The sequence below is a fragment of the Thermanaeromonas sp. genome, assembly GCF_021890735.1.
GTDB lineage: Bacteria > Bacillota > DSM-521 > Neomoorellales > Neomoorellaceae > Thermanaeromonas.
The window spans coordinates 19,164-37,052 of the sequence record NZ_JAKKUR010000003.1 but is presented as its reverse complement, the minus strand read 5'-3'; the positions used below and the strand labels follow the sequence as shown (position 1 = coordinate 37,052).

Genomic DNA, 17,889 nt, shown 5'->3' with positions numbered 1-17,889 from the left:
AATATGCCGGGAACTAAATTTCTAGGTTACCGCAGAGAAAACGGCCGTGTGGGCGTACGGAATCATGTTGTTATCCTCCCTTTAGACGACCTTTCTAACACTGCTGCCGAAGGCGTAGCCAAACTGGTAGAAGGAACTATAGCCCTCCCCCATCCTTACGGGCGCTTACAATTCGGAGAAGACTTAGAACTCTTTTTCCGCACTTTGATAGGTACCGGCTCCAATCCGAATGTGGCCGCCTGTATAGTTATAGGTATAGAACCCAAGTGGACCAACCGCGTAGTAGAAGGTATCGCTGCAACCAAGAAACCCGTAACCGGGTTTGCCATCGAGCGTTACGGCGACCTCAAGGTCATAGAAATGGCTGCCCGTAAGGCTGTGGAATACGTACAGTACGCCACCGAACTCAAGAAGGAAGAATGCGATGTTTCGGAGCTTGTCGTGAGCATTAAATGCGGAGAATCCGACACCACTTCTGGTCTCGCTTCCAACCCGGCCTTGGGCAACGCCGTGGACCGCCTAGTGGATATGGGCGCTACGGTCCTCTTCGGGGAGACCTCAGAACTTACGGGAGGCGAACACCTGGTAGCCGAGCGCTGCGCTACCCCAGAGATTAGGGAACAATTCATGCGCAGTTTCACGTCTTACAGCGAATTTATTATGTCCCAGGGTGTAGATCTCATTGGATCCCAACCTACTGAAGGTAACATAACAGGAGGTCTGACCACCATCGAAGAAAAAGCTCTGGGCAATATCCAAAAGATAGGAAAGCGCTCCCTTATTCAAGGGGTGCTCCAGCCGGCAGAACCCCCCAAAGGCAAAGGCTTGTGGTACATGGAGACCTCCTCGGCTGCCGCAGAGTGTATCACGCTTTTTGCCGCGGGCGGCTCGGTACTCCACTTCTTCACCACCGGCCAAGGTAACATCGTGGGGCATCCCATTATTCCTGTTATAAAGATATCGGCCAACCCCATCACCGTATCCACCATGAGCGAGCATATAGATGTGGATTTAAGCGGGATCTTGCGCCGGGAAATGAATCTGGAAGAGGCAGGGACGAAAATTCTAGAAGAATTCTTCCGCACTCTCAACGGCCGTTTCACCAAAGCTGAAGCCTTGGGCCATAAAGAGTTCGTCCTTACCAAACTCTACCGCAGTGCATAGTAACATAAAAGGGTTTAAATCTTAGCCAGGGAGGAAGGGGAAAATCCCCTACCTCCCTTTTTATTTTCCGGGCCGGCCCGGCGGGACTCCGTCCGGTTCCCTTAGACCAGGCCCTTTTTAAGCTTTCCCTTAGTTTTCTCACCCTTTTACCGGAGCATCATATTATGGTAATGAAAACACCTGAAGGGAGTGAAATCAAGTGGCCGGACTACTCTTCGACAACCGTTTTGCCTTCATTCTCTTCTTGATCCTCATCCTGCTCTTCTTCGGCGACAGTTAAGCCTTTGCTCCGCCAGGGCCAGGTAAATGGTGACCTACCCCCGGTACTCCCGGGGGTATTTGTTCTGAGGGCACTGTCTTTGTTGTACCTCTTTAGAAGTTAGAGCTATAATGTTGGTAAGTTTGGAGGGGGACCATGGGACATATCATCGAGGTGGAAAATCTCCAAAAAGTCTTCGGCCAAGTAGTGGCGGTAGATGACATCTCCTTTACAGTAGAGGAAGGGGAGATCTTCGGTTTCTTGGGCCCGAACGGTGCAGGTAAGTCTACCACTATAAAAATATTGTGCACCTTGCTTAAGCCCACAAGGGGCAGGGCACGCCTTGCAGGATACGATGTCTTACGCGAACCCCATGCAGTAAGGCGCTCCTTGGGGATAGTCTTCCAAGACAGCTCCCTGGACGACCGTTTAACCGCCGCCCAGAACCTCTACCTCCACGGCCTGCTTTACGGCCTTTCCCGTCAAGTGCTCAAAAAGCGGATACAGGAAGTGCTGGAAATGGTGGGACTGGCGGAAAGACAGGGGGATACTGTCCGCACTTTCTCTGGAGGCATGCGCCGGCGGCTAGAGATAGCCCGGGGGTTCCTCCACCATCCGCGCATTCTTTTCTTGGATGAGCCCACAGTTGGTCTCGACCCTCAGACACGCGCCGCCATTTGGGAACATCTTCATAAACTCCGGAAGGAAAAAGGCCTCACTATATTTATGACCACCCACTACATGGATGAAGCCGAAAACTGCGACAGGATCGCCATTATCGATTACGGCCGCATCCAGGCCCTGGACACTCCCGATAATTTAAAGCGCTCACTGGGCGGAGATATACTGACAGTAGTTCCCGTCGAAGGGATAGACCTTGCGCCCCTTATCAGGGACAAGTATAATGTTAAGGTCCAGCATAGCCCGGAAGGATTAAGGATAGAAGTGAGGGATGGGGCGAGCTTTATACCCCGTCTGGCCTCCGACCTCGGCAATCAAATTAAAAGCATCCACCTCAGGCGCCCAACTTTAGACGATGTATTTATTAAATTAACCGGCCGTGCCATCCGCGAAGAAGAAGCTTCAGCAGTAGAACGCATGCGGTTAAGCTCCCACCGCAGGCCGTTACGGCGTTAGAGGACAGCAACCTAAAAATTAAACCGGGAGGTAACAAGTTTACGCTTATGCCTGCTGCTTTACGTGCTATCTATACCATCTGGTACCGGGATACTCTGCGCTTGTTAAGAGAGCGTACCCGCATCATCGGAATGCTGGGCCAACCCTTGATCTACTTCCTTATCGTCGGGCAAGGCATCTCTTCCGCCATGGGGTTTAGGGGAGCACCTCCTGGATTAAATATTAGTTACCTCCAATTCATGTACCCGGGGATCCTGGCTATGTCCGTTCTGTTTACTTCTATTTCCTCCGGTATCTCCATTATTTGGGATAGGGAATTCGGGTTCCTAAAGGAAGTACTGGTAGCCCCGGTCCCCCGCTGGGCTACAGCCATCGGCAAGGCCTTGGGAGGAAGTACTGCGGCCATGGCTCAAGCTTTTATCCTCCTGTTCCTTGCTCCCCTGGCTCAAGTTTCCCTCGATTTTATTACCGCCGTTCAGCTTGTGGCCATTCTCTTTCTAATTTCCCTCGCCCTCACTTTCTTCGGTATAGCCATAGCCAGTCACATGGAAACCATGGAGGGCTTCCAGATGATCATGAATTTCTTAATCATGCCTTTATATTTTCTCAGCGGAGCCATGTTCCCCATGCAAAGCGTGCCTGCCTGGATGGCCTTCCTTATGCGCCTGGATCCCCTAACCTATGGTGTGGATGCCCTGCGCCTTCTGGTTTACCGCAACGCCGACCCCCAAATTTTGTCCTTCCTAGTGCGCTATGACCTCAAGATCGACCTATCGGTCCTGCTCCTCCTGGTCTTAGCCTTGGGAGCCTGGGGAACCTGGTCCTTTAGTCGCCAGGAATAATAGAGCTTTAAAAATCAGGCAAGGGACTCTAAAAGTATTACCCTGGCCGGCGCTGCTTCAGCACCCTGTACCGGCAGGGGAAGGGCTACAAGACCGTATTCCCCGGGTTTTACCTCCTTAAGGCGCAATCCTTCTAAAATAACGATACCTTGTTCTAGCAGTAACCTGTGGCTTGGATGCCCGGGTTGAGCCCGCTCAATACCTAGAGCATCCCACCCGACCCCTCTTATTTTTCTTTCTACTAAATACCGCGCACCGGATTCGCTTAAATAAACAAAACAAGGGTCGAAAGCATCCTGGTAGGAATTCCGGGTCTTAAAAAGGAGAAATTCTCCAGCTTTAATATTTAGATTTTGGAGGTCGTCTGCTCCTACTGCTTCTTCAACAAAGGTTAGGTCCGCCACCCGGCATTTGCCCAGTAACAACGTAAGGTCTATCTCCTCTACGGTCTTACCTCCCGGAATAATATGCGCCGGGGCATCCAGGTGGGTACCTGTATGGCTAGGGAGCACCAGACGGGTCTCCCTAACGCCTGAGGGATAATCCCTAAATAGTTCTAACCAGGGCTGCCGCACCGGCTCTCCTTTGTATACTGGCATACCCGGGTAAATGGGCCAGGATACGTCATATACCCGGAGCTCCCCCACCAGCGCCTGCCGTCCCGCTCTATAAGAATCCGGGCTTCGGGCGGACCCCATTCCCCAGCAGCATAATTGGGAAAGCGCACGGGAATATTCGCCCAAGCCTGAGCGATAGGATCCACAAACCTCCATGCATATTCCACCTCCTCCCATCCAGTAAAAAGGGTCGTATCCCCGCGCAAGGCGTCATAGAGCAGGCGTTCGTAAGCCTCGGGAGAATTGGTACCCACCCCGCAGTTCTGACAAAAATCCAGTCTTATGGGTACGATATAGTTATTCCTCCCCGGCCGCTTGGCATTAAGCTGCACAAAAATACCCTCCAGGGGTTGGACGCGTATTACTAAGACGTTGGGCAAAAGCTCGCCGTATTCCTTGAAATAAAGGATTTCCGGCAGGGGCTTAAACTGGATTACAATTTCCGTGACTTTGGCCGGAAGGCGCTTCCCGGTCCGCAGGTAGAAGGGCACTCCGGCCCAGCGAAAGGTATTCACGAAAAGCTTCATGGCTATAAAAGTTTCGGTTAAGGAGTCGGCAGGGATCCCTGCTTCTTCCCGGTAGCCCGGGACAGGTCTTCCGTCAATATAGCCGGGACCATATTGTCCCCGGATTATATCTTGAAGGACCCTTTCTCCCGTAAAGGGTTGCAAGGAGCGAAAGATCTTGGCCTTCTCCAGACGGATAGACCGGGCGTCCAATCCAACCGGAGGCTCCATGGCCATGAGGGCCACAAGTTGGAGCATATGATTCTGCAACATATCCCTTAAAGCCCCGGCCTTATCGTAATAAGCCGCCCGCTCTCCCACCCCTATTTTTTCGCCAGAAGTAATCTGTATATGGTCGATATACTTGTTATTCCATACCGGCTCGAAAAAGGCGTTGGCAAACCTTATGACCATGATATTTTGGATCATCTCTTTACCCAAATAATGGTCGATGCGGTAAATATCCTCTTCTGAAAAGGCCTGAGTCAGCTCCCGGTTTAAGGCCTGGGCCGAAGCCAGGTCCCAACCGAAAGGCTTCTCCACCAAAACCCGCTGCCAACTGTGAAACCTTTTATTGAGGAAGCCTTTCTCCTTAAGATTTGCCACCACAGTCCCGAAAAGTTCTGGGGCCAAGGCCAGGTAGAAAATGCGGTTGCTGCGGGCACCCCATTCCCGATCTAGCTGGTCTAAAAAATTTTTAAGCTCCACGTAGCGCGCAGAATTCCGCAGGTCCAGCGCAAAATAGTAGCAGCGCCGGGCCAAAGAGGAGTAATCCTTGGGCACGCTTCCGGCCAGACGGGAATTATCCAAGAGGGCAGGCAAAATAAATTTTTCCCGGAAGTACGCGGAATCAAAGGGACGGCGTCCTACCCCTACTATAGCCACTCCGGGAGGTAGAAGCCCTTCTGCCGCAAGGTTATAAAGGGCAGGGAAGAGCTTGCGCCGGGCCAAATCTCCCGTCGCACCAAATATGACAAAAAGGGCGGGATCTATGTGGTGACCTTCGGCCATCCCGGTCTACCCCCGTTAATTCAGGCATCCTTTATTATTGTTCCCGGGATGGCCTTATAAACCCCATAGCCCTTTTCCTGCATTACGGGCTTCATTTTCCAGTCGCTTGAATGTCTCGGCGTATTTGACATTGGGAGGAACGGTCATGACCTGGGCATAGCCTTCCCGTAACAGCTCCGCGTTAAACATTTTGGTGCGTATTTCCGTGTCGGAGATGTCCCGTGGTTTTTCTAACCAGACGTAAGCCAAAAGGCGCCCGTACCTATCCCGTTCGGAGGTATCCAGTTCAAGATAAATGCGCCTGCCCTGAAGGCGCCTCTCCGTATAGGCTTTCGCCTCCAACCCGTAGGGTTGAACTTCCCCGCTGATTTCCGGAGTATTAACACCTATAAAGCGTACCTTCTCTTTCCTTCCGCTTCCCAAGACTACTGTAACCGTGTCACCGTCTATAACCTCTTGAACCCTGGCCTCCAGGAAAGGCCCTGCCTGTTCACTGTTAAAACCTAGAAATTTGTAAGCTATCAGACTTAAAAAGGTGATAAAAAGCCAAGGAATTATCCTTTTTCTTCTAACCCTTCGCGCCTTCACTCCACCCGCTCTCCTCATGAATTGTAAAAATCGGTCTTCCGTCTCGCTAAAAGGAGGGCTTTCGTCCTTTCTATTTCCCGCCTTTACGCCATCCATAAAAACCTCCGCACGTATCCTTTACATCCTGTATCACGACAAAAGCCTGGGCATCCCAGCGGTTTAAAAGCTCCTGAAGCTCTGCTAAGCGCCGCCGGGGAAGGTTTAAGTACAAAATGGGATGTGTACCTTCTTTACCGTACCCTTGGGTGACTGTAACTCCGTAACCTGCATCCCTCAACTTTTGGGCAAGCTCCATGGGATGGCACAGGGTGATAACTTGAACGGCCACTTGCCCCAAGGCCATCTTTTCTTCGATATAGCTTCCTACAATATTTCCGGTAGCAAAACCCAGGGCATAAAAAATTACACTTACAGGGTCGGAGAGATGTTCCATAACAAATTTTAAACTAGCAACCCAGATTATTACCTCTATAAATCCCAGGCCAGCAGCGTGGAAACGCCTCCCCCGAACCACGAAAAGTACCCGCAAGGTAGCTAGAGTTACATCAGTTACCCTAGCTAAAAAAATAAGCAGGTACCCGGCAAGTAAAGAGAACATTAAATTTCTTCCCCCGCCTAAGGTATGAAAAAACGAACAAATTGATCCTTGCCAAACTAAAAAGGCCTCCCGGTAATCACCGGGAAGCCTTCCGGGAAAACAGGCTGGAGCGGAAAACGGGATTCGAACCCGCGACCCTCGGCTTGGGAAGCCGATGCTCTACCACTGAGCTACTTCCGCCCGTTGCACTTTCTATTTTAGGCGGCTATTCCTCCTTTGTCAAGTAGGCCATGGTCATTATATTTTAATCATTTCTGCCGGTACGGGAGACTGAAAGGCCACAAATATTAACGGTTCCGAACCTTTTGCCTTTACTCCGTGGATCTGGCCCTTGAAGGCTACAGCTACCATACCCGCTCTCACCGTCTGAGTGGTACCGTCACCCAGATAATATTCTCCTTCACCGCTTAAAATAACCCAGACATCATCGCTGTTGGGGTGCCAATGGGCTACCACTTCTTCCCCCGGGGGCACGTACCAAATGGCGGTGTTGGTCCGGTCGTTTTCGTAAAGAACCGTCTTTGTCGCCCGGTTACCGGAAGATAACCCTTTTACAATTTCGGAAACGCTAAAAAACCTGTCCATCAAGCTTATACCTCCCCTTAAGTCATTTTGGCAGACCTTAGCTTAGGGCCTAACAGGGGCTATAGAGGCCAGAGTAGCCTACACGTCCCAAAGTGGGCTCTAGCTCAACTTAGGACCTAACAGGCGTTATTATTTCTGAAGATATATCCCGCAAGTTTCCGCACCCTGTAAGGCGCATGGCCACCGTAAGTTCCTGAGCTAAGGATTCCAACTGGGCCTTAACCCCATCAGGTCCTCCTCCACAGGCAGCGATTAATAAAGGTCGGCCTACCAAAACAGCCTGCGCGCCAAGGGCCAGCATTTTAAGCACATCTACTCCTGAACGGACCCCTCCATCAGCCAAAACCATAAGTTTCCCTTGGACGGCGGCCGCTATGCCCGGCAATACATCCGCCGTCCCCAAGGTATGATCTAGGGCCCGGCCTCCATGATTGGATACCACTATACCTGCTGCGCCACCGGCTAAAGCCGCTTCAGCATCGGCCACAGTCATGACACCCTTTAAAATCAAAGGTAGAGAAGTGGACCGAGCAATCTCCAGGATGTCTTCCACTGTTTTAGGTTCTACCGTCTGGCCAACCCTTGTCATATTGAGCAAACCTGCCGCATCTACATCAATAGCTATGGCTAGGGCACCTACCTTTTCCGCCTCTCGAATACGCTTTATAATTTCCTCGTTAGCTCTGGGCTTGATAACCGGAATACCCCACCCGCCGGCCTCTTTAATGGCAGCTAAGCCTGCGGAAAAAACCTCGGGATCTGGGCCGTCGCCCGTTAAAGCCACCGTCCCACAAGCCTTAGCCCCCAAAACCAGCGCCCGAGCTATCTCTCTCTCCTCCAACCTCCCACCAAAATTTACCTTGGCTCCTGCTATAGCTCCTGCCAAAATGGGAAAAGGCAATTTGTGGCCGAAAAATTCAAAACCAGTATCCTGTACTTTCCTAGAATGTAACACCCGCAGGTTCAACTTCCAACTGGCCAGAGCATCAATGTTGCGGCGGAAACCTTCCCCCGTACCTGCCCCTCCCATTCCGGGTACCCCGGTGGGGCAATTCCGACCATTGCATACAGCGCACACCCTGCAAATCCCTCTAAGAACCTCCCGCGCCCTCTCGCGCACCTCTTCCAGATCCATTTTCTTCACTCCTTTATGTCTATCCTTCGTGTAATTCTATATATCTCCCCTATTTCCTTCTTTTGTTATCTTTAATCATCTTAAATCTCCAATCATCTTAGGCCAGTCCTGTTGCCCTATACCACCAAGCTTCCGACCTTTTCTGCCCGAAATATACATAAAACCCTGTTGTTAAAGGTAAACTAAAAAAGCATGCAGCTAAGAAAAGCAAGCCCAAAGGAGAAACTTTAAGCCCATGCAATCCCTGGGGGTTTACCTTATAACTTTACTCGTCTCCCTGCTTCTCTTCGGGCTACCCCTTTTCTATTCCCTTAAGCCCTTATACGAGGAAACCTGGCCTGAAGAAGCCATGGCCGGGAAAAAAATCTGGCAGGAAAAAGGGTGCATCGAATGTCACACTTTACTCGGGAACGGGGGTTACTCAGGGGGCGATCTTACCTTTGTAACTGCCACCAAAACTAAAGAGGAATTGCTAGCCTTTTTAACCTCTCCCCCTGTTTTACCTCCTGCTAAGCAATTGCGCCATATTGCTCTAGATCCAGAACAAGCAAAAAGCGTTATATCCTTTCTAGAAAAAGTAAGCGAAATCGATACCCACGGGTGGCCCCCTAAACCGGTAAGGAATAGCTCAGCCCAAAAATAGAAGGAATCAAAAAGGAATGTTGGAGTTCTTTCTTAAGTTGTTTTTTAAAAAAGGGAACAAAAAAGATAAAGACCATGACAGCCCCTCGCAAAAGGCAAGCTATCCTTATGCATTATCCGTATTTACATTTTTAGCTTTACAAAGCTTTCTGGCCACCGGAGGATCCCTTCATCTCGTGTTTCCCGATCTCCCGACCCCCATAGCCTTCACCAGCGGCCGGGCTATGCACCTTAATTTGAGCCTGCTATGGCCTCTTTTAGGTATTATGGGAAGTGCCTGCTATTTTATAGTAGAATTCACGGGTAACGAACTTTATACTCCCAAGCTGATAAAGTGGAATTTCTGGTATTTGCTTATAACTATCCTTCTGCTTTTGGCCTCCCTGGCTTTAGGTCATACCGAGGGTAGGGAATATCTTGAAGCACCCTTCCCTTTTAAAGTTGCTTTGCTGGTAGGATTCTTATTCTTTATCCTTAATCTCTTAATCTCTATATTTAAAAACAGACTGCTTTATCACCCGGAAACGATCATAATGTTCAGCGGCTTTCTCCTTGCCTCTCTCCTTTATCTACCCAACCTTTTTCCCGTCTTGCACCCCACCGTAGACGATACCTTCCGGTTCCTGGTAGTTCACCTGTGGGAAGAAGGTAGCTTAGAACTTGTAGCCACTACCGTAGCCTCCCTCTGGCTGGCCACCCTTAAGGTAGTCCCTTTAAACCGGGCTAAACGGCTAATCTTATGGGAGGCAATCCTGGTCCTTTTTTCCGGCGCCCTGGCTTCAGCCCACCACCTCTACTGGATCGGCCTACCGCGGTTTTGGCAGCTTATAGGGGCCGCAGCAAGTGCTATACAGGTAATTCCGATAGTTCTTTTAGGGATTACGGCTTTCCGCTCTTTATATTCCTCCAATTTGAACCATATTTCCCTTTACTTCTTTTACTCCAGTGTCTTTTGGAATATAGTGGGTGTGGGGTTGCTGGGCTTTCTTTTAGCCTTGCCGCCCCTTAATTTTTACGTCCACGGTACTTATTTAACTTCCGCCCACTCCCACATGGCCCTCTTCGGCTTTTTTGGATTTCTGGTGCTGGGTACCAGCTATTTTATCCTCACCCGAAGGTATAGCCTTAGCGCTGCCCACAAAAAGCGCGTAAAACTATCCGTTATCCTTCTTAACTCCGGCCTAGCTATAATGAGCGGCAGTTTGATATTAACCGGGTTACTGCAAAGCTACTTATGTTATGTGGCAGGCCTAAATTTCACCCGGACTCACCTGTTGCTTCATCCCTACCTCCTGCTCCGGGCAGCAGGGGGGGCCGTCTTCGGTGCTGGTGCCTTTCTGTTAGCTCTGGAAATGTGGCTCCATTTCTTTCGCTTAGTAATCTTTCAGACGCTCCAGCATAGGTAGGCTGCTATAAATTCTCTTTTTTGAATGTACTTGCCTTCCACGGCATGAGAAACGACGTAATCTGTAATAATTCTGCGGGCCTGGTCGTTAAGGTCTATATACGGGTAAAAGAAGTTTTCGTACTCCGCTACGGCCTCATCTACGCTCATTTCCCTCCAGATGGGTCGGCGCTCTAATTCTAAAGAGGGGAGATAACCCCATGAATAAAGAAGGTGAAAAATATAAAAAGCCTCCGGGGCTAGAGGAGGTATTTCACCCCCGATAAGCTTTCGCCAAAGTTCCCGCCGGCCCTCTTCCTCCTGCCGGACGTGCCCCCCCAGTACACACACTCCGTGGCAAGCCTCTATCATTTTCTTTAAGGTAGCTGCATCACGGATCCCCGGGGTCATAAGGGCCAGCACCGCTTTAAAACGCTTCTTAAACCCCAGGTCCTCCAAATCTACATCTTCCCAGGCCGCTTGGACAACCTCAATATTTTCCAGCCGCTCTTCTTGCATCCGTCTTTTTAGAGCAGAAAGCATCTCTGGGGACGGATCCAGGGCTACCACCCGCCTGACCCGGCGGGCCAGTACTAAAGCATAAGTCCCCGGGCCGCATCCTATATCTAGAACTTCTGCCTCCCGGTCCAGGACGTTACGGTGCCCCAACAAGTGAAGGATGTTGGCTGCTCTTTCCTGGGCTTCACGGCTCCGGGAATGGCTAGTGAAGCTTGCTGCCCTGCGGTTCCAGTACTCTTCCTCCCTGCCGGGAAGCCGCCTTCCGTAAAGGCTTTTGGCCCTGGCCTCCTGCCACATCTTCTCCCAAAAAAGAGAATCCCCGAAGAGCTCCCTAGTCAATATCCCTGCTCCCTCCTAAAACTACCCCTTCTTAAGCTCCCGAGCCACAAATTTAAGGTGGTCGGCCATGGCCCGACGGGCTCCCCTGGCGTCGCGCGAGATTATGGCTTCGTAAATGGCCTTATGCTGCAGGTACAACTTTTCCGCATTTTCGGGTGTCTGGTATAACCGCTGGCGGCTGCTCCGGAGGGCCTGGCGTATGGTATCGGAAACAGTGTACATTAGCCGGGACAGAACGCTATTGTGAGCGGCTTCCGCTATGGTAAGATGGAAGCGGACATCCGTCTCTTCTCCCAGGCGCCCCTCTTCTAGCTCCACTTCCATCTCTTTTATAATCTCCTCCAACTTTTCCATCTCTTCCGGGCAGGCCCGCCGTGCGGCCAAGGCCGCCGTTTCCGTCTCTAAGATCTCTCTTGCTTCCAACAAGTCTAGCGTGGCTTGCCGGTCCATAAGGAGGGCCATAGCCAAAGGCTCTACTATAGCCCCGTTCCTTACCGCCTGCACGAAGGTCCCTTCCCCCGGCCGGATGGTAATGACCCCCATGGCAGCCAAGGCGCTTAAGGCCTCCCTCACTGACGCCCGGCTCACGTGCAAACGCTCGGCCAACTCGCGCTCGGAAGGCAGGCGGTCACCGGGTTTTAAATTACCTTCGCCGATGAGTTCCTTAATTTGATTAACTATCTCTTCGTATATCTTCCTGGTCCTTATAGGTTTAAGCTTCAAACCCTTTTCACCCCCAGGCCCCGGCTTCCCAGTGATGTATTCGTGCTTTTTCACCGCAGATCCTGCCCGGCCGCTAAAATTTCGGCTGTATGCTTGGCCAGGACAGGGCTAGAAGTCTTATCCAGCCCCCCACGAAGCTGCACCAGACATCCCGGGCAATCGGTGACCACTATCCTGGCTCCGCTCTCTAAAATGCGGCGAAGCTTGCGCTCTAGTAAGGCCTGGCTTATTTCCGGGTACTTAAGGGTGTATGAGCCGCCGAAACCGCAGCAGCGGTCGCTTTCTTGCATCTCCACAAGTTCTACTCCTTTGTGGCGTTTTAAAACCTCCCGAGCTACCTGAGCTAAACCCAAGTGGCGCTTGTAATGGCAGGAGTCGTGATAGGTGATTTTTATTCTTTCCCCTGTGCTAAATCCAGGAAAACTCACCTCCATCTCCTGCACCAGCTCGTTAAAATCTTTAACCTTCGCCGCTATATCCAAAGCCCTTTCGTACCATGTCGGTTCTCCGCTTAAAAGGGAAGGCAGTTTGTGTTTTAAAGCTACAGCACAGGTGGGACACGCGGTAATAATTACCCCCGTAGAAGCTCTCTCCAGCACTTCAATGTTCCAGCGGGCAAGCTTTAAAGCCGTCTCTATATCTCCCGTATAAAGAGCCGGCGCCCCGCAGCAGCCCTGGTCTAAAGGAAACCTTACCTGGACGCCTGCTCCCTGTAATACTCTAAATATAGCTTCCCCTATCTCGGGATACACATAATCTATAACGCAACCGGCATAAAAGGCAGCCGTCAGCCGGGGTTCTACCGGAGCTTTTTCTAAATCCCTTATCCGCTCACGCAACGGCCGGGAGCTCAGGGCCGGCAAGCTCCTCCCTTCGGTCCACCCTTTAAAAGGACCGGGCAAGCTTCTAATAAAGGGCTGCCCACCGGTTACGGGCCGCTGTAGCTTTTTCCCTAAAGCAAGGACCCCCTGCATAACCTTAGGCTTAGCCACCACACCCCGCAAGGCCAGGCGGTAGGAAAAGGGCATGCCGTGCTCCCTTGCTATCCTCTTCCGCAGCTCCAACACTAGATCAGGAATATTAATCTTAGCCGGGCACACCTCCGTACAACGCCGGCACCCTATGCAAAGGCTTTGGGGGTCTGCTGCCTGCTCCACGGAATTAAAGAAAGCCGTTAAGATGCTCCCAATGCCTCCAGAATAAACAAAACCGTATACCTGGCCGCTTACAAGCTGAAACACGGGGCAAACGTTGGTGCAGGCCGCACACCGTATGCACTGGAGGGCTTCCCGGAAAACCGGATCCCTGGCCATCTCCAGCCGGCCGTTATCGAGCAAAACCACGTGAAACTCCTTAAGGGCAGTACCTTCTACACCTCCAACCGGTACCGGCCCCGTGATCATAGTAACGTAGCTCGTTATAGGTTGGGCCGTACCGCTCCTGGGGAGGGCTTCCAGGATAGGGAGTACATCCTTTATCCGCGGCACCAGCTTTTCGTACCCCACCACGGCAATGTGCACAGGAGGGAGGGTGGTAGCCAGGCGAGCATTTCCTTCATTGGTAAAAAGGATGATGGTCCCCGTCTCGGCTACTGCTATATTGGCCCCGGTTATACCCAATCCGGCCGTTAAAAATTTGTCCCTTAATTCCTCCCGGGCAATGCGCACCATAGTTTTAATATCCGGTTCTACGGGTCTACCTTTGTGGCGGCTAAAAACCTTCGCCACCTCTTCTTTAGGCAGGTGGATAGCCGGCATCACCATATGGGAAGGGCGCTCACCGGGCATAAGCTGGAGGATCCATTCAGCGAGGTCGGTTTCGTAAGATACTATGCCGTGTTCGGCCAGATACTCGTTTAACTGTATCTCCTCTGTAGCGAAGGATTTGGATTTTACCACCCGGGTAACTCCATGCTCTTTTGCTACCTTCAGTACATATTCCCGAGCCGAAGCCGCATCCCGGGCAAAAAACACTTTGCCGCCGCGCAAAGTCACTTGCCGGGCAAATTCCTCGCCTAGTTCCCTTAACTGAAGGGCTGCAGCGGATTTGATGGATGCGATTTTAGTCCTTAACCCTTCGAAATCCCGGCCTGCGAACACCTGCTCCCTGGCTACAACATAATCCGCAGCAAAGCGCTCCAGAGCACCCCTTAAAGTGGGGTTTAGGAGGGCCTGCCTTACTCTTGCCTTAAAGGGAGTCCCCGGCATTACTTCCCTCACCTTCTTCCACCAGAACTATTAAAAGGCACTCCGGCCCGTGGACACCGATGGTAAGGCTGCGTTCGATATCAGCCGTACGGCTGGGGCCGGTCACGAGGGCCAGGTAACCGGGCCAAGTTTTTTGTCCTAAGTAATACTCAAAAGCTTGTGTCATATCACGAACGATGCGGTTAGCCGGAAGGACGGCCACACAATTAAGCGGGAGCATGGAGGCCAAGCGTTTATAAAGGTCTGTAGCATCGTGGACCAGAGTTCCCGTTTCCGCCACCCCTAAGTCGAACTCCACTATCCCGCTATCTGCTTCCCTGGCGAACCAAGCCCCGCTTGTCTCCACTTCAAAACCCGCTTCTTTTAACGCCGCTTCAAGGTCGGCGCTTTTTAAAAGAGGAGAAACGGCTACAGCCACCCTTTGGCCCCGTGGCTTTAAAAACTCTAAAATTTCATTCTTCATTCTTTGGACATCTTTAACCTTTGTGGTCAGCGCTCCCATGGCTTTTGCGTGACGGCAAAAGCTTTCTACTAAGTCTTCCCTTACCAAGCTCCATCCCCCTTTATGCTGGCCTGACCACCTGATGATTTAATTATATCTTTTTATTCCGGCTCAGGCAATCGTATTAATTACTGGCGTATCCTCAGTTTTTTCGCTGGCAAAAGCCCAGCCCAGCAATAACAATTTTGAGGGCTCCTTCTACACCGGGGAGCCCTCATAACCAAAAATTTTCGTTTTTCTACCCAAAAATATCAGCGACTTCTATAGTCTGATCTCGCCGGGGCCCTACTGCTATAAGCTTTACCGGAACCCCTGCCAGCTCCTCAACCCGCCTGATATAGGCCCGGCAAGCCGGGGGAAGATCTTCGATGCTTTCTGCTCCCGTTATATCGTCCGCCCAGCCTGGAAGTTCTTCATAGACGGGCTCGCATTCCTGCAAAACTCTTAGACTGGCCGGAAAACTGGACAGTATCTTACCTTTATATAAATAACCCGTACAGATCTGTATAGGATCTACACCTGTGAGCACGTCCAGCTTGGTAAGGGCTAGGCCGGTAAGACCGTTAACATCTGCGGCATGGCGTAAAATTACGGCGTCTAGCCAGCCACACCTTCTGGGACGACCGGTAGTGGTCCCGTACTCTCCTCCCCGGCGGCGCAAGTATTCACCTGCGGTATCTTTAGCCTCGGTAGGGAAGGGACCCTCCCCCACCCGGGTAGTATAAGCCTTGGCCACTCCTATAACGCTATCTATAGCTTTAGGCCCCACACCTGCTCCTATGCAGGCGCCGCCAGCCACGGGATAAGAAGAAGTTACATAAGGGTAAGTTCCCTGGTCCAAGTCTAAAAGCGTACCCTGGGCTCCTTCAAAGAGTACCTTCTTCCCTTCCCGCAAGGCCTGGTTTATTATCTGACCTGTGTCGGCCACTAAAGGTCGCAGCCGCTCTGCATACTCTAAGTATTCCTCCAGGATCTCTTCCAAAGAGCAAGGGGAAGTACCGTAAACCTTAGTGAAGAGCTCATTCTTCTCCTTAAGGTTAAGGGCTAGCCTTTGGCGGAATTCCTCAGGGTCCAAGAGATCCACAACCCGGATGCCCGTGCGAGCTGCCTTATCTACGTAAGCCGGCCCTATACCTCGCTTGGTCGTACCTAACCGTCCGCTTCCCCGTCTTTCCTCCTCCAGCTCGTCTAGCCTTTTATGGTATGGTAAAATCACATGGGCGCGGTAGCTTAGGCGCAAGCCCGAAGTATCTATTCCCCGCTCCTTAAGCCCTTCCAGTTCCTCCACCAAAACCTGGGGATCTACTACTACGCCATTTCCGATTATGCAAATTTTCCCAGGGTAAAGGATACCGGAAGGTACTAAATGAAGCCTAAACTCTTCTTCTCCCACTTTTACCGTATGCCCGGCATTGCTTCCCCCCTGGTAGCGTACTACCAGGTCGGCCTTTTCCGCCAGGTAATCGGTTACTTTCCCCTTACCCTCATCACCCCACTGGGCGCCGACAAGGACAACTCCCGGCATAAATCTCCACCGCCTTTTGGGATTTGCTCTAACCCTTAGCTTCCCTACTTAAAATATCCCGTGCAGCTATCACCCCGGCCGCAGATGCTTGGGCCAATCCCCGCGTCACCCCTGCTCCATCGCCTATGGCATACAACCCGTCAACCTCCGTCATAAGGTTGGAATTTAGTTTAAGTCGAGAGGAGTAAAACTTTACCTCCACGCCGTAAAGAAGGGTGTGGCGGGAATAAACCCCCGGAGCTATTTTGTCCATGGCTTCGAGCATTTCTACTATAGCAGTCAAATGGCGGTAAGGAAAGACCAAGGACAGGTCCCCGGGGGTGGCCTCCTTAAGAGTAGGGGTGACCAAACCTTTACTTAAACGGTCGTGGGTGGTCCGCCGGCCGGCGAGGAGGTCACCCAACCTCTGCACCAGTACCCCTCCCCCTAAGAGATTGGCCAGCCCGGCTATATAGCGACCGTAAGCTATGGGCTCCTTAAAGGGTTCGGTAAAGGTTTTGCTTACCAGGAGGGCGAAGTTGGTGTTCTCAGTTTTTTTGTCAGCATAAGAATGGCCGTTTACCGTGACCAGCCCTTCGTTGTTTTCTAGTACCACTTCTCCGTGGGGGTTCATGCAAAAAGTGCGTACCCGGTCATCAAATTTTCGGGAATAAAAGATAAATTTCGATTCATAGATGACATCAGTTAAATGCTCCATAACCACGGCCGGGACTTCTACTCTAACACCTACATCCACGGGATTAACGGCCAGCTCTAGTCTTAAGCGGTTAGCCACCTTCCTAAGCCAATCTGCTCCCTGCCGGCCCGGAGCAAGTATTACATAACGCGAAGAGATTTCCTGCCCGTCTTTAGTAACTACCCCGGCCACCCGCCCTCCTTTAGTAACAATCTCTTCTACCGGTTCATCGGTCCTCACTTCTACACCTTTTTCTAGAAGGTAATCCTTCATGGCTTTAAGGATCTCCTGGGTGCGCCCGGTACCCAGATGGCGTATGGGAGCCGGAATAAGTTTGAGATCGGCTAAAACAGCCTTCCTCTGTATTTCAGCGATCCGCTCATCTTCCGGGCCACCGTACACTTTTTCCGGAGCACCGAAGGAACGGTAAATACCGTCTACATAACTAATTAGCTCTTCCACTTCCCGCTCCGGGATATACTCGCTCAACCACCCGCCCACCTCGGAAGATAAAGTGAGCTTACCATCGCTGAAGGCCCCTGCACCACCCCAACCGGAAACCATGGAACAAGGGGAACAATGACGGCAAGACCCCCCTCCTTCTTTAGACGGGCAGTGCCGACGCTCAAGATCGTGGCCTTTTTCCAGCACTAGTACCTTAAGCCCGCCGCCACGTCTTACTATCTCCAGAGCGGCAAATATACCGGCCGGCCCGGCGCCTACAACTATAACGTCGTATTTGGGGGCCATTTTCTCTCCTCCTTAAATCTTAAGGGCAAAAAAATAGCCCCTGTTTACGGAGCAGCCCTTAAGCCAGGTATATTGTAACAGAAGGCCGGGCGGTAATCAAGGTTCTCTCCTTTTGAAACTTTCTTTTGTCAAACGCAATAGGGCACAATATTTATCGCTCTACTACCGGTTAAATGAAGG

The 17,889-nt window shown here is 51.4% G+C and carries 17 protein-coding genes and 1 tRNA gene; 5 read left to right on the top strand and 13 right to left on the bottom strand.

The window, feature by feature from the left end; all coding sequences use genetic code 11:
* The first annotated feature begins 3 nt into the window (after window positions 1-3).
* The 3 genes from L5656_RS01245 to L5656_RS01235 all read left to right on the top strand — a co-directional run bounded on the left by L5656_RS01245 (window position 4) and on the right by L5656_RS01235 (window position 3,402).
* Window positions 4-1,164 (top strand): UxaA family hydrolase, encoded by a 1,161-nt coding sequence (locus L5656_RS01245; RefSeq protein WP_297197861.1) that lies wholly within the window; start codon window positions 4-6, stop codon window positions 1,162-1,164.
* Window positions 1,165-1,579: 415 nt separating this feature from the next.
* Window positions 1,580-2,560 (top strand): ATP-binding cassette domain-containing protein, encoded by a 981-nt coding sequence (locus L5656_RS01240; protein WP_297197859.1) that lies wholly within the window; start codon window positions 1,580-1,582, stop codon window positions 2,558-2,560.
* A 47-nt stretch (window positions 2,561-2,607) separates the two neighbouring features.
* A complete protein-coding gene (locus L5656_RS01235; RefSeq protein ID WP_297197856.1) occupies window positions 2,608-3,402 on the top strand; it encodes an ABC transporter permease in 795 nt (264 codons plus the stop codon).
* 14 nt (window positions 3,403-3,416) lie between these two features.
* Here L5656_RS01235 and L5656_RS01230 read toward each other — a convergent pair whose 3' ends face one another.
* From L5656_RS01230 to L5656_RS01200, 7 genes are all read right to left on the bottom strand, one after another.
* Entirely contained in the window at window positions 3,417-3,977 is a 561-nt protein-coding gene (locus tag L5656_RS01230; RefSeq protein ID WP_297197854.1) for a cyclase family protein, read from the bottom strand.
* The gene (zwf, locus tag L5656_RS01225; RefSeq protein ID WP_297197851.1) at window positions 3,959-5,536 is read right to left on the bottom strand and encodes a glucose-6-phosphate dehydrogenase; all 1,578 of its coding nucleotides are present in this window, start codon (window positions 5,534-5,536) and stop codon (window positions 3,959-3,961) included. Before zwf ends, L5656_RS01230 begins: the two co-directional genes overlap by 19 nt.
* Window positions 5,537-5,590: 54 nt before the next feature.
* Complete coding sequence (locus L5656_RS01220) at window positions 5,591-6,124, bottom strand: thermonuclease family protein (protein WP_297197848.1); 534 nt, start codon at window positions 6,122-6,124, stop codon at window positions 5,591-5,593.
* A 70-nt stretch (window positions 6,125-6,194) separates the two neighbouring features.
* Window positions 6,195-6,722, bottom strand: a complete 528-nt coding sequence (locus tag L5656_RS01215; RefSeq protein ID WP_297197845.1) for a DUF2179 domain-containing protein — start codon at window positions 6,720-6,722, stop codon at window positions 6,195-6,197.
* Between the two features lie 105 nt (window positions 6,723-6,827).
* Window positions 6,828-6,902: transfer RNA gene (locus L5656_RS01210), tRNA-Gly, on the bottom strand.
* Between the two features lie 57 nt (window positions 6,903-6,959).
* Window positions 6,960-7,307, bottom strand: a complete 348-nt coding sequence (locus L5656_RS01205) for a cupin domain-containing protein (RefSeq protein WP_297197843.1) — start codon at window positions 7,305-7,307, stop codon at window positions 6,960-6,962.
* A gap of 109 nt (window positions 7,308-7,416) precedes the next feature.
* On the bottom strand, window positions 7,417-8,442 hold the full coding sequence (locus L5656_RS01200) for an alpha-hydroxy-acid oxidizing protein (RefSeq protein ID WP_297197840.1): 1,026 nt from the start codon (window positions 8,440-8,442) through the stop codon (window positions 7,417-7,419).
* 235 nt (window positions 8,443-8,677) lie between these two features.
* Here L5656_RS01200 and L5656_RS01195 point away from each other — a divergent pair, with 235 nt between their 5' ends.
* Window positions 8,678-9,085 (top strand): c-type cytochrome, encoded by a 408-nt coding sequence (locus tag L5656_RS01195; protein WP_297197837.1) that lies wholly within the window; start codon window positions 8,678-8,680, stop codon window positions 9,083-9,085.
* A gap of 16 nt (window positions 9,086-9,101) precedes the next feature.
* Entirely contained in the window at window positions 9,102-10,490 is a 1,389-nt protein-coding gene (locus tag L5656_RS01190) for a cbb3-type cytochrome c oxidase subunit I (protein WP_297197833.1), read from the top strand.
* Here L5656_RS01190 and L5656_RS01185 read toward each other — a convergent pair.
* The 6 genes from L5656_RS01185 to L5656_RS01160 form a co-directional block, all read right to left on the bottom strand.
* Window positions 10,469-11,326, bottom strand: a complete 858-nt coding sequence (locus L5656_RS01185) for a class I SAM-dependent methyltransferase (protein ID WP_297197831.1) — start codon at window positions 11,324-11,326, stop codon at window positions 10,469-10,471. The two genes, L5656_RS01190 and L5656_RS01185, sit on opposite strands and share 22 nt — an antisense overlap.
* A gap of 21 nt (window positions 11,327-11,347) precedes the next feature.
* Window positions 11,348-12,103 carry a FadR/GntR family transcriptional regulator gene (locus tag L5656_RS01180; RefSeq protein WP_297197828.1) on the bottom strand — a complete coding sequence of 252 codons (756 nt, stop codon included), beginning with the start codon at window positions 12,101-12,103 and terminating at the stop codon, window positions 11,348-11,350.
* Window positions 12,100-14,268 carry an L-lactate dehydrogenase (quinone) large subunit LdhH gene (ldhH, locus tag L5656_RS01175; protein ID WP_297197826.1) on the bottom strand — a complete coding sequence of 723 codons (2,169 nt, stop codon included), beginning with the start codon at window positions 14,266-14,268 and terminating at the stop codon, window positions 12,100-12,102. The genes L5656_RS01180 and ldhH overlap by 4 nt, the downstream gene beginning before the upstream one ends.
* The gene (locus L5656_RS01170) at window positions 14,237-14,806 is read right to left on the bottom strand and encodes a LutC/YkgG family protein (RefSeq protein WP_297197823.1); all 570 of its coding nucleotides are present in this window, start codon (window positions 14,804-14,806) and stop codon (window positions 14,237-14,239) included. Before L5656_RS01170 ends, ldhH begins: the two co-directional genes overlap by 32 nt.
* 190 nt (window positions 14,807-14,996) lie before the next feature.
* Window positions 14,997-16,283 (bottom strand): adenylosuccinate synthase, encoded by a 1,287-nt coding sequence (locus L5656_RS01165; RefSeq protein ID WP_297197820.1) that lies wholly within the window; start codon window positions 16,281-16,283, stop codon window positions 14,997-14,999.
* Window positions 16,284-16,311: 28 nt separating this feature from the next.
* Window positions 16,312-17,709: an NAD(P)/FAD-dependent oxidoreductase gene (locus tag L5656_RS01160; RefSeq protein WP_297197817.1), complete on the bottom strand. Its 1,398-nt coding sequence runs from the start codon at window positions 17,707-17,709 to the stop codon at window positions 16,312-16,314.
* Between the last annotated feature and the right edge of the window lie 180 nt (window positions 17,710-17,889).

What these genes read in the sequence shown, in the direction of transcription:
- L5656_RS01245 (WP_297197861.1), top strand. Translation starts at nt 4, where the DNA reads ATGCCGGGAACTAAATTTCTAGGTTACCGCAGAGAAAACGGCCGTGTG.
- L5656_RS01240 (WP_297197859.1), top strand. Translation starts at nt 1,580, where the DNA reads ATGGGACATATCATCGAGGTGGAAAATCTCCAAAAAGTCTTCGGCCAA.
- L5656_RS01235 (WP_297197856.1), top strand. Translation starts at nt 2,608, where the DNA reads ATGCCTGCTGCTTTACGTGCTATCTATACCATCTGGTACCGGGATACT.
- zwf (WP_297197851.1), bottom strand. Translation starts at nt 5,536, where the DNA reads ATGGCCGAAGGTCACCACATAGATCCCGCCCTTTTTGTCATATTTGGT.
- L5656_RS01215 (WP_297197845.1), bottom strand. Translation starts at nt 6,722, where the DNA reads ATGTTCTCTTTACTTGCCGGGTACCTGCTTATTTTTTTAGCTAGGGTA.
- L5656_RS01205 (WP_297197843.1), bottom strand. Translation starts at nt 7,307, where the DNA reads ATGGACAGGTTTTTTAGCGTTTCCGAAATTGTAAAAGGGTTATCTTCC.
- L5656_RS01200 (WP_297197840.1), bottom strand. Translation starts at nt 8,442, where the DNA reads ATGGATCTGGAAGAGGTGCGCGAGAGGGCGCGGGAGGTTCTTAGAGGG.
- L5656_RS01195 (WP_297197837.1), top strand. Translation starts at nt 8,678, where the DNA reads ATGCAATCCCTGGGGGTTTACCTTATAACTTTACTCGTCTCCCTGCTT.
- L5656_RS01190 (WP_297197833.1), top strand. Translation starts at nt 9,102, where the DNA reads ATGTTGGAGTTCTTTCTTAAGTTGTTTTTTAAAAAAGGGAACAAAAAA.
- L5656_RS01165 (WP_297197820.1), bottom strand. Translation starts at nt 16,283, where the DNA reads ATGCCGGGAGTTGTCCTTGTCGGCGCCCAGTGGGGTGATGAGGGTAAG.
- L5656_RS01160 (WP_297197817.1), bottom strand. Translation starts at nt 17,709, where the DNA reads ATGGCCCCCAAATACGACGTTATAGTTGTAGGCGCCGGGCCGGCCGGT.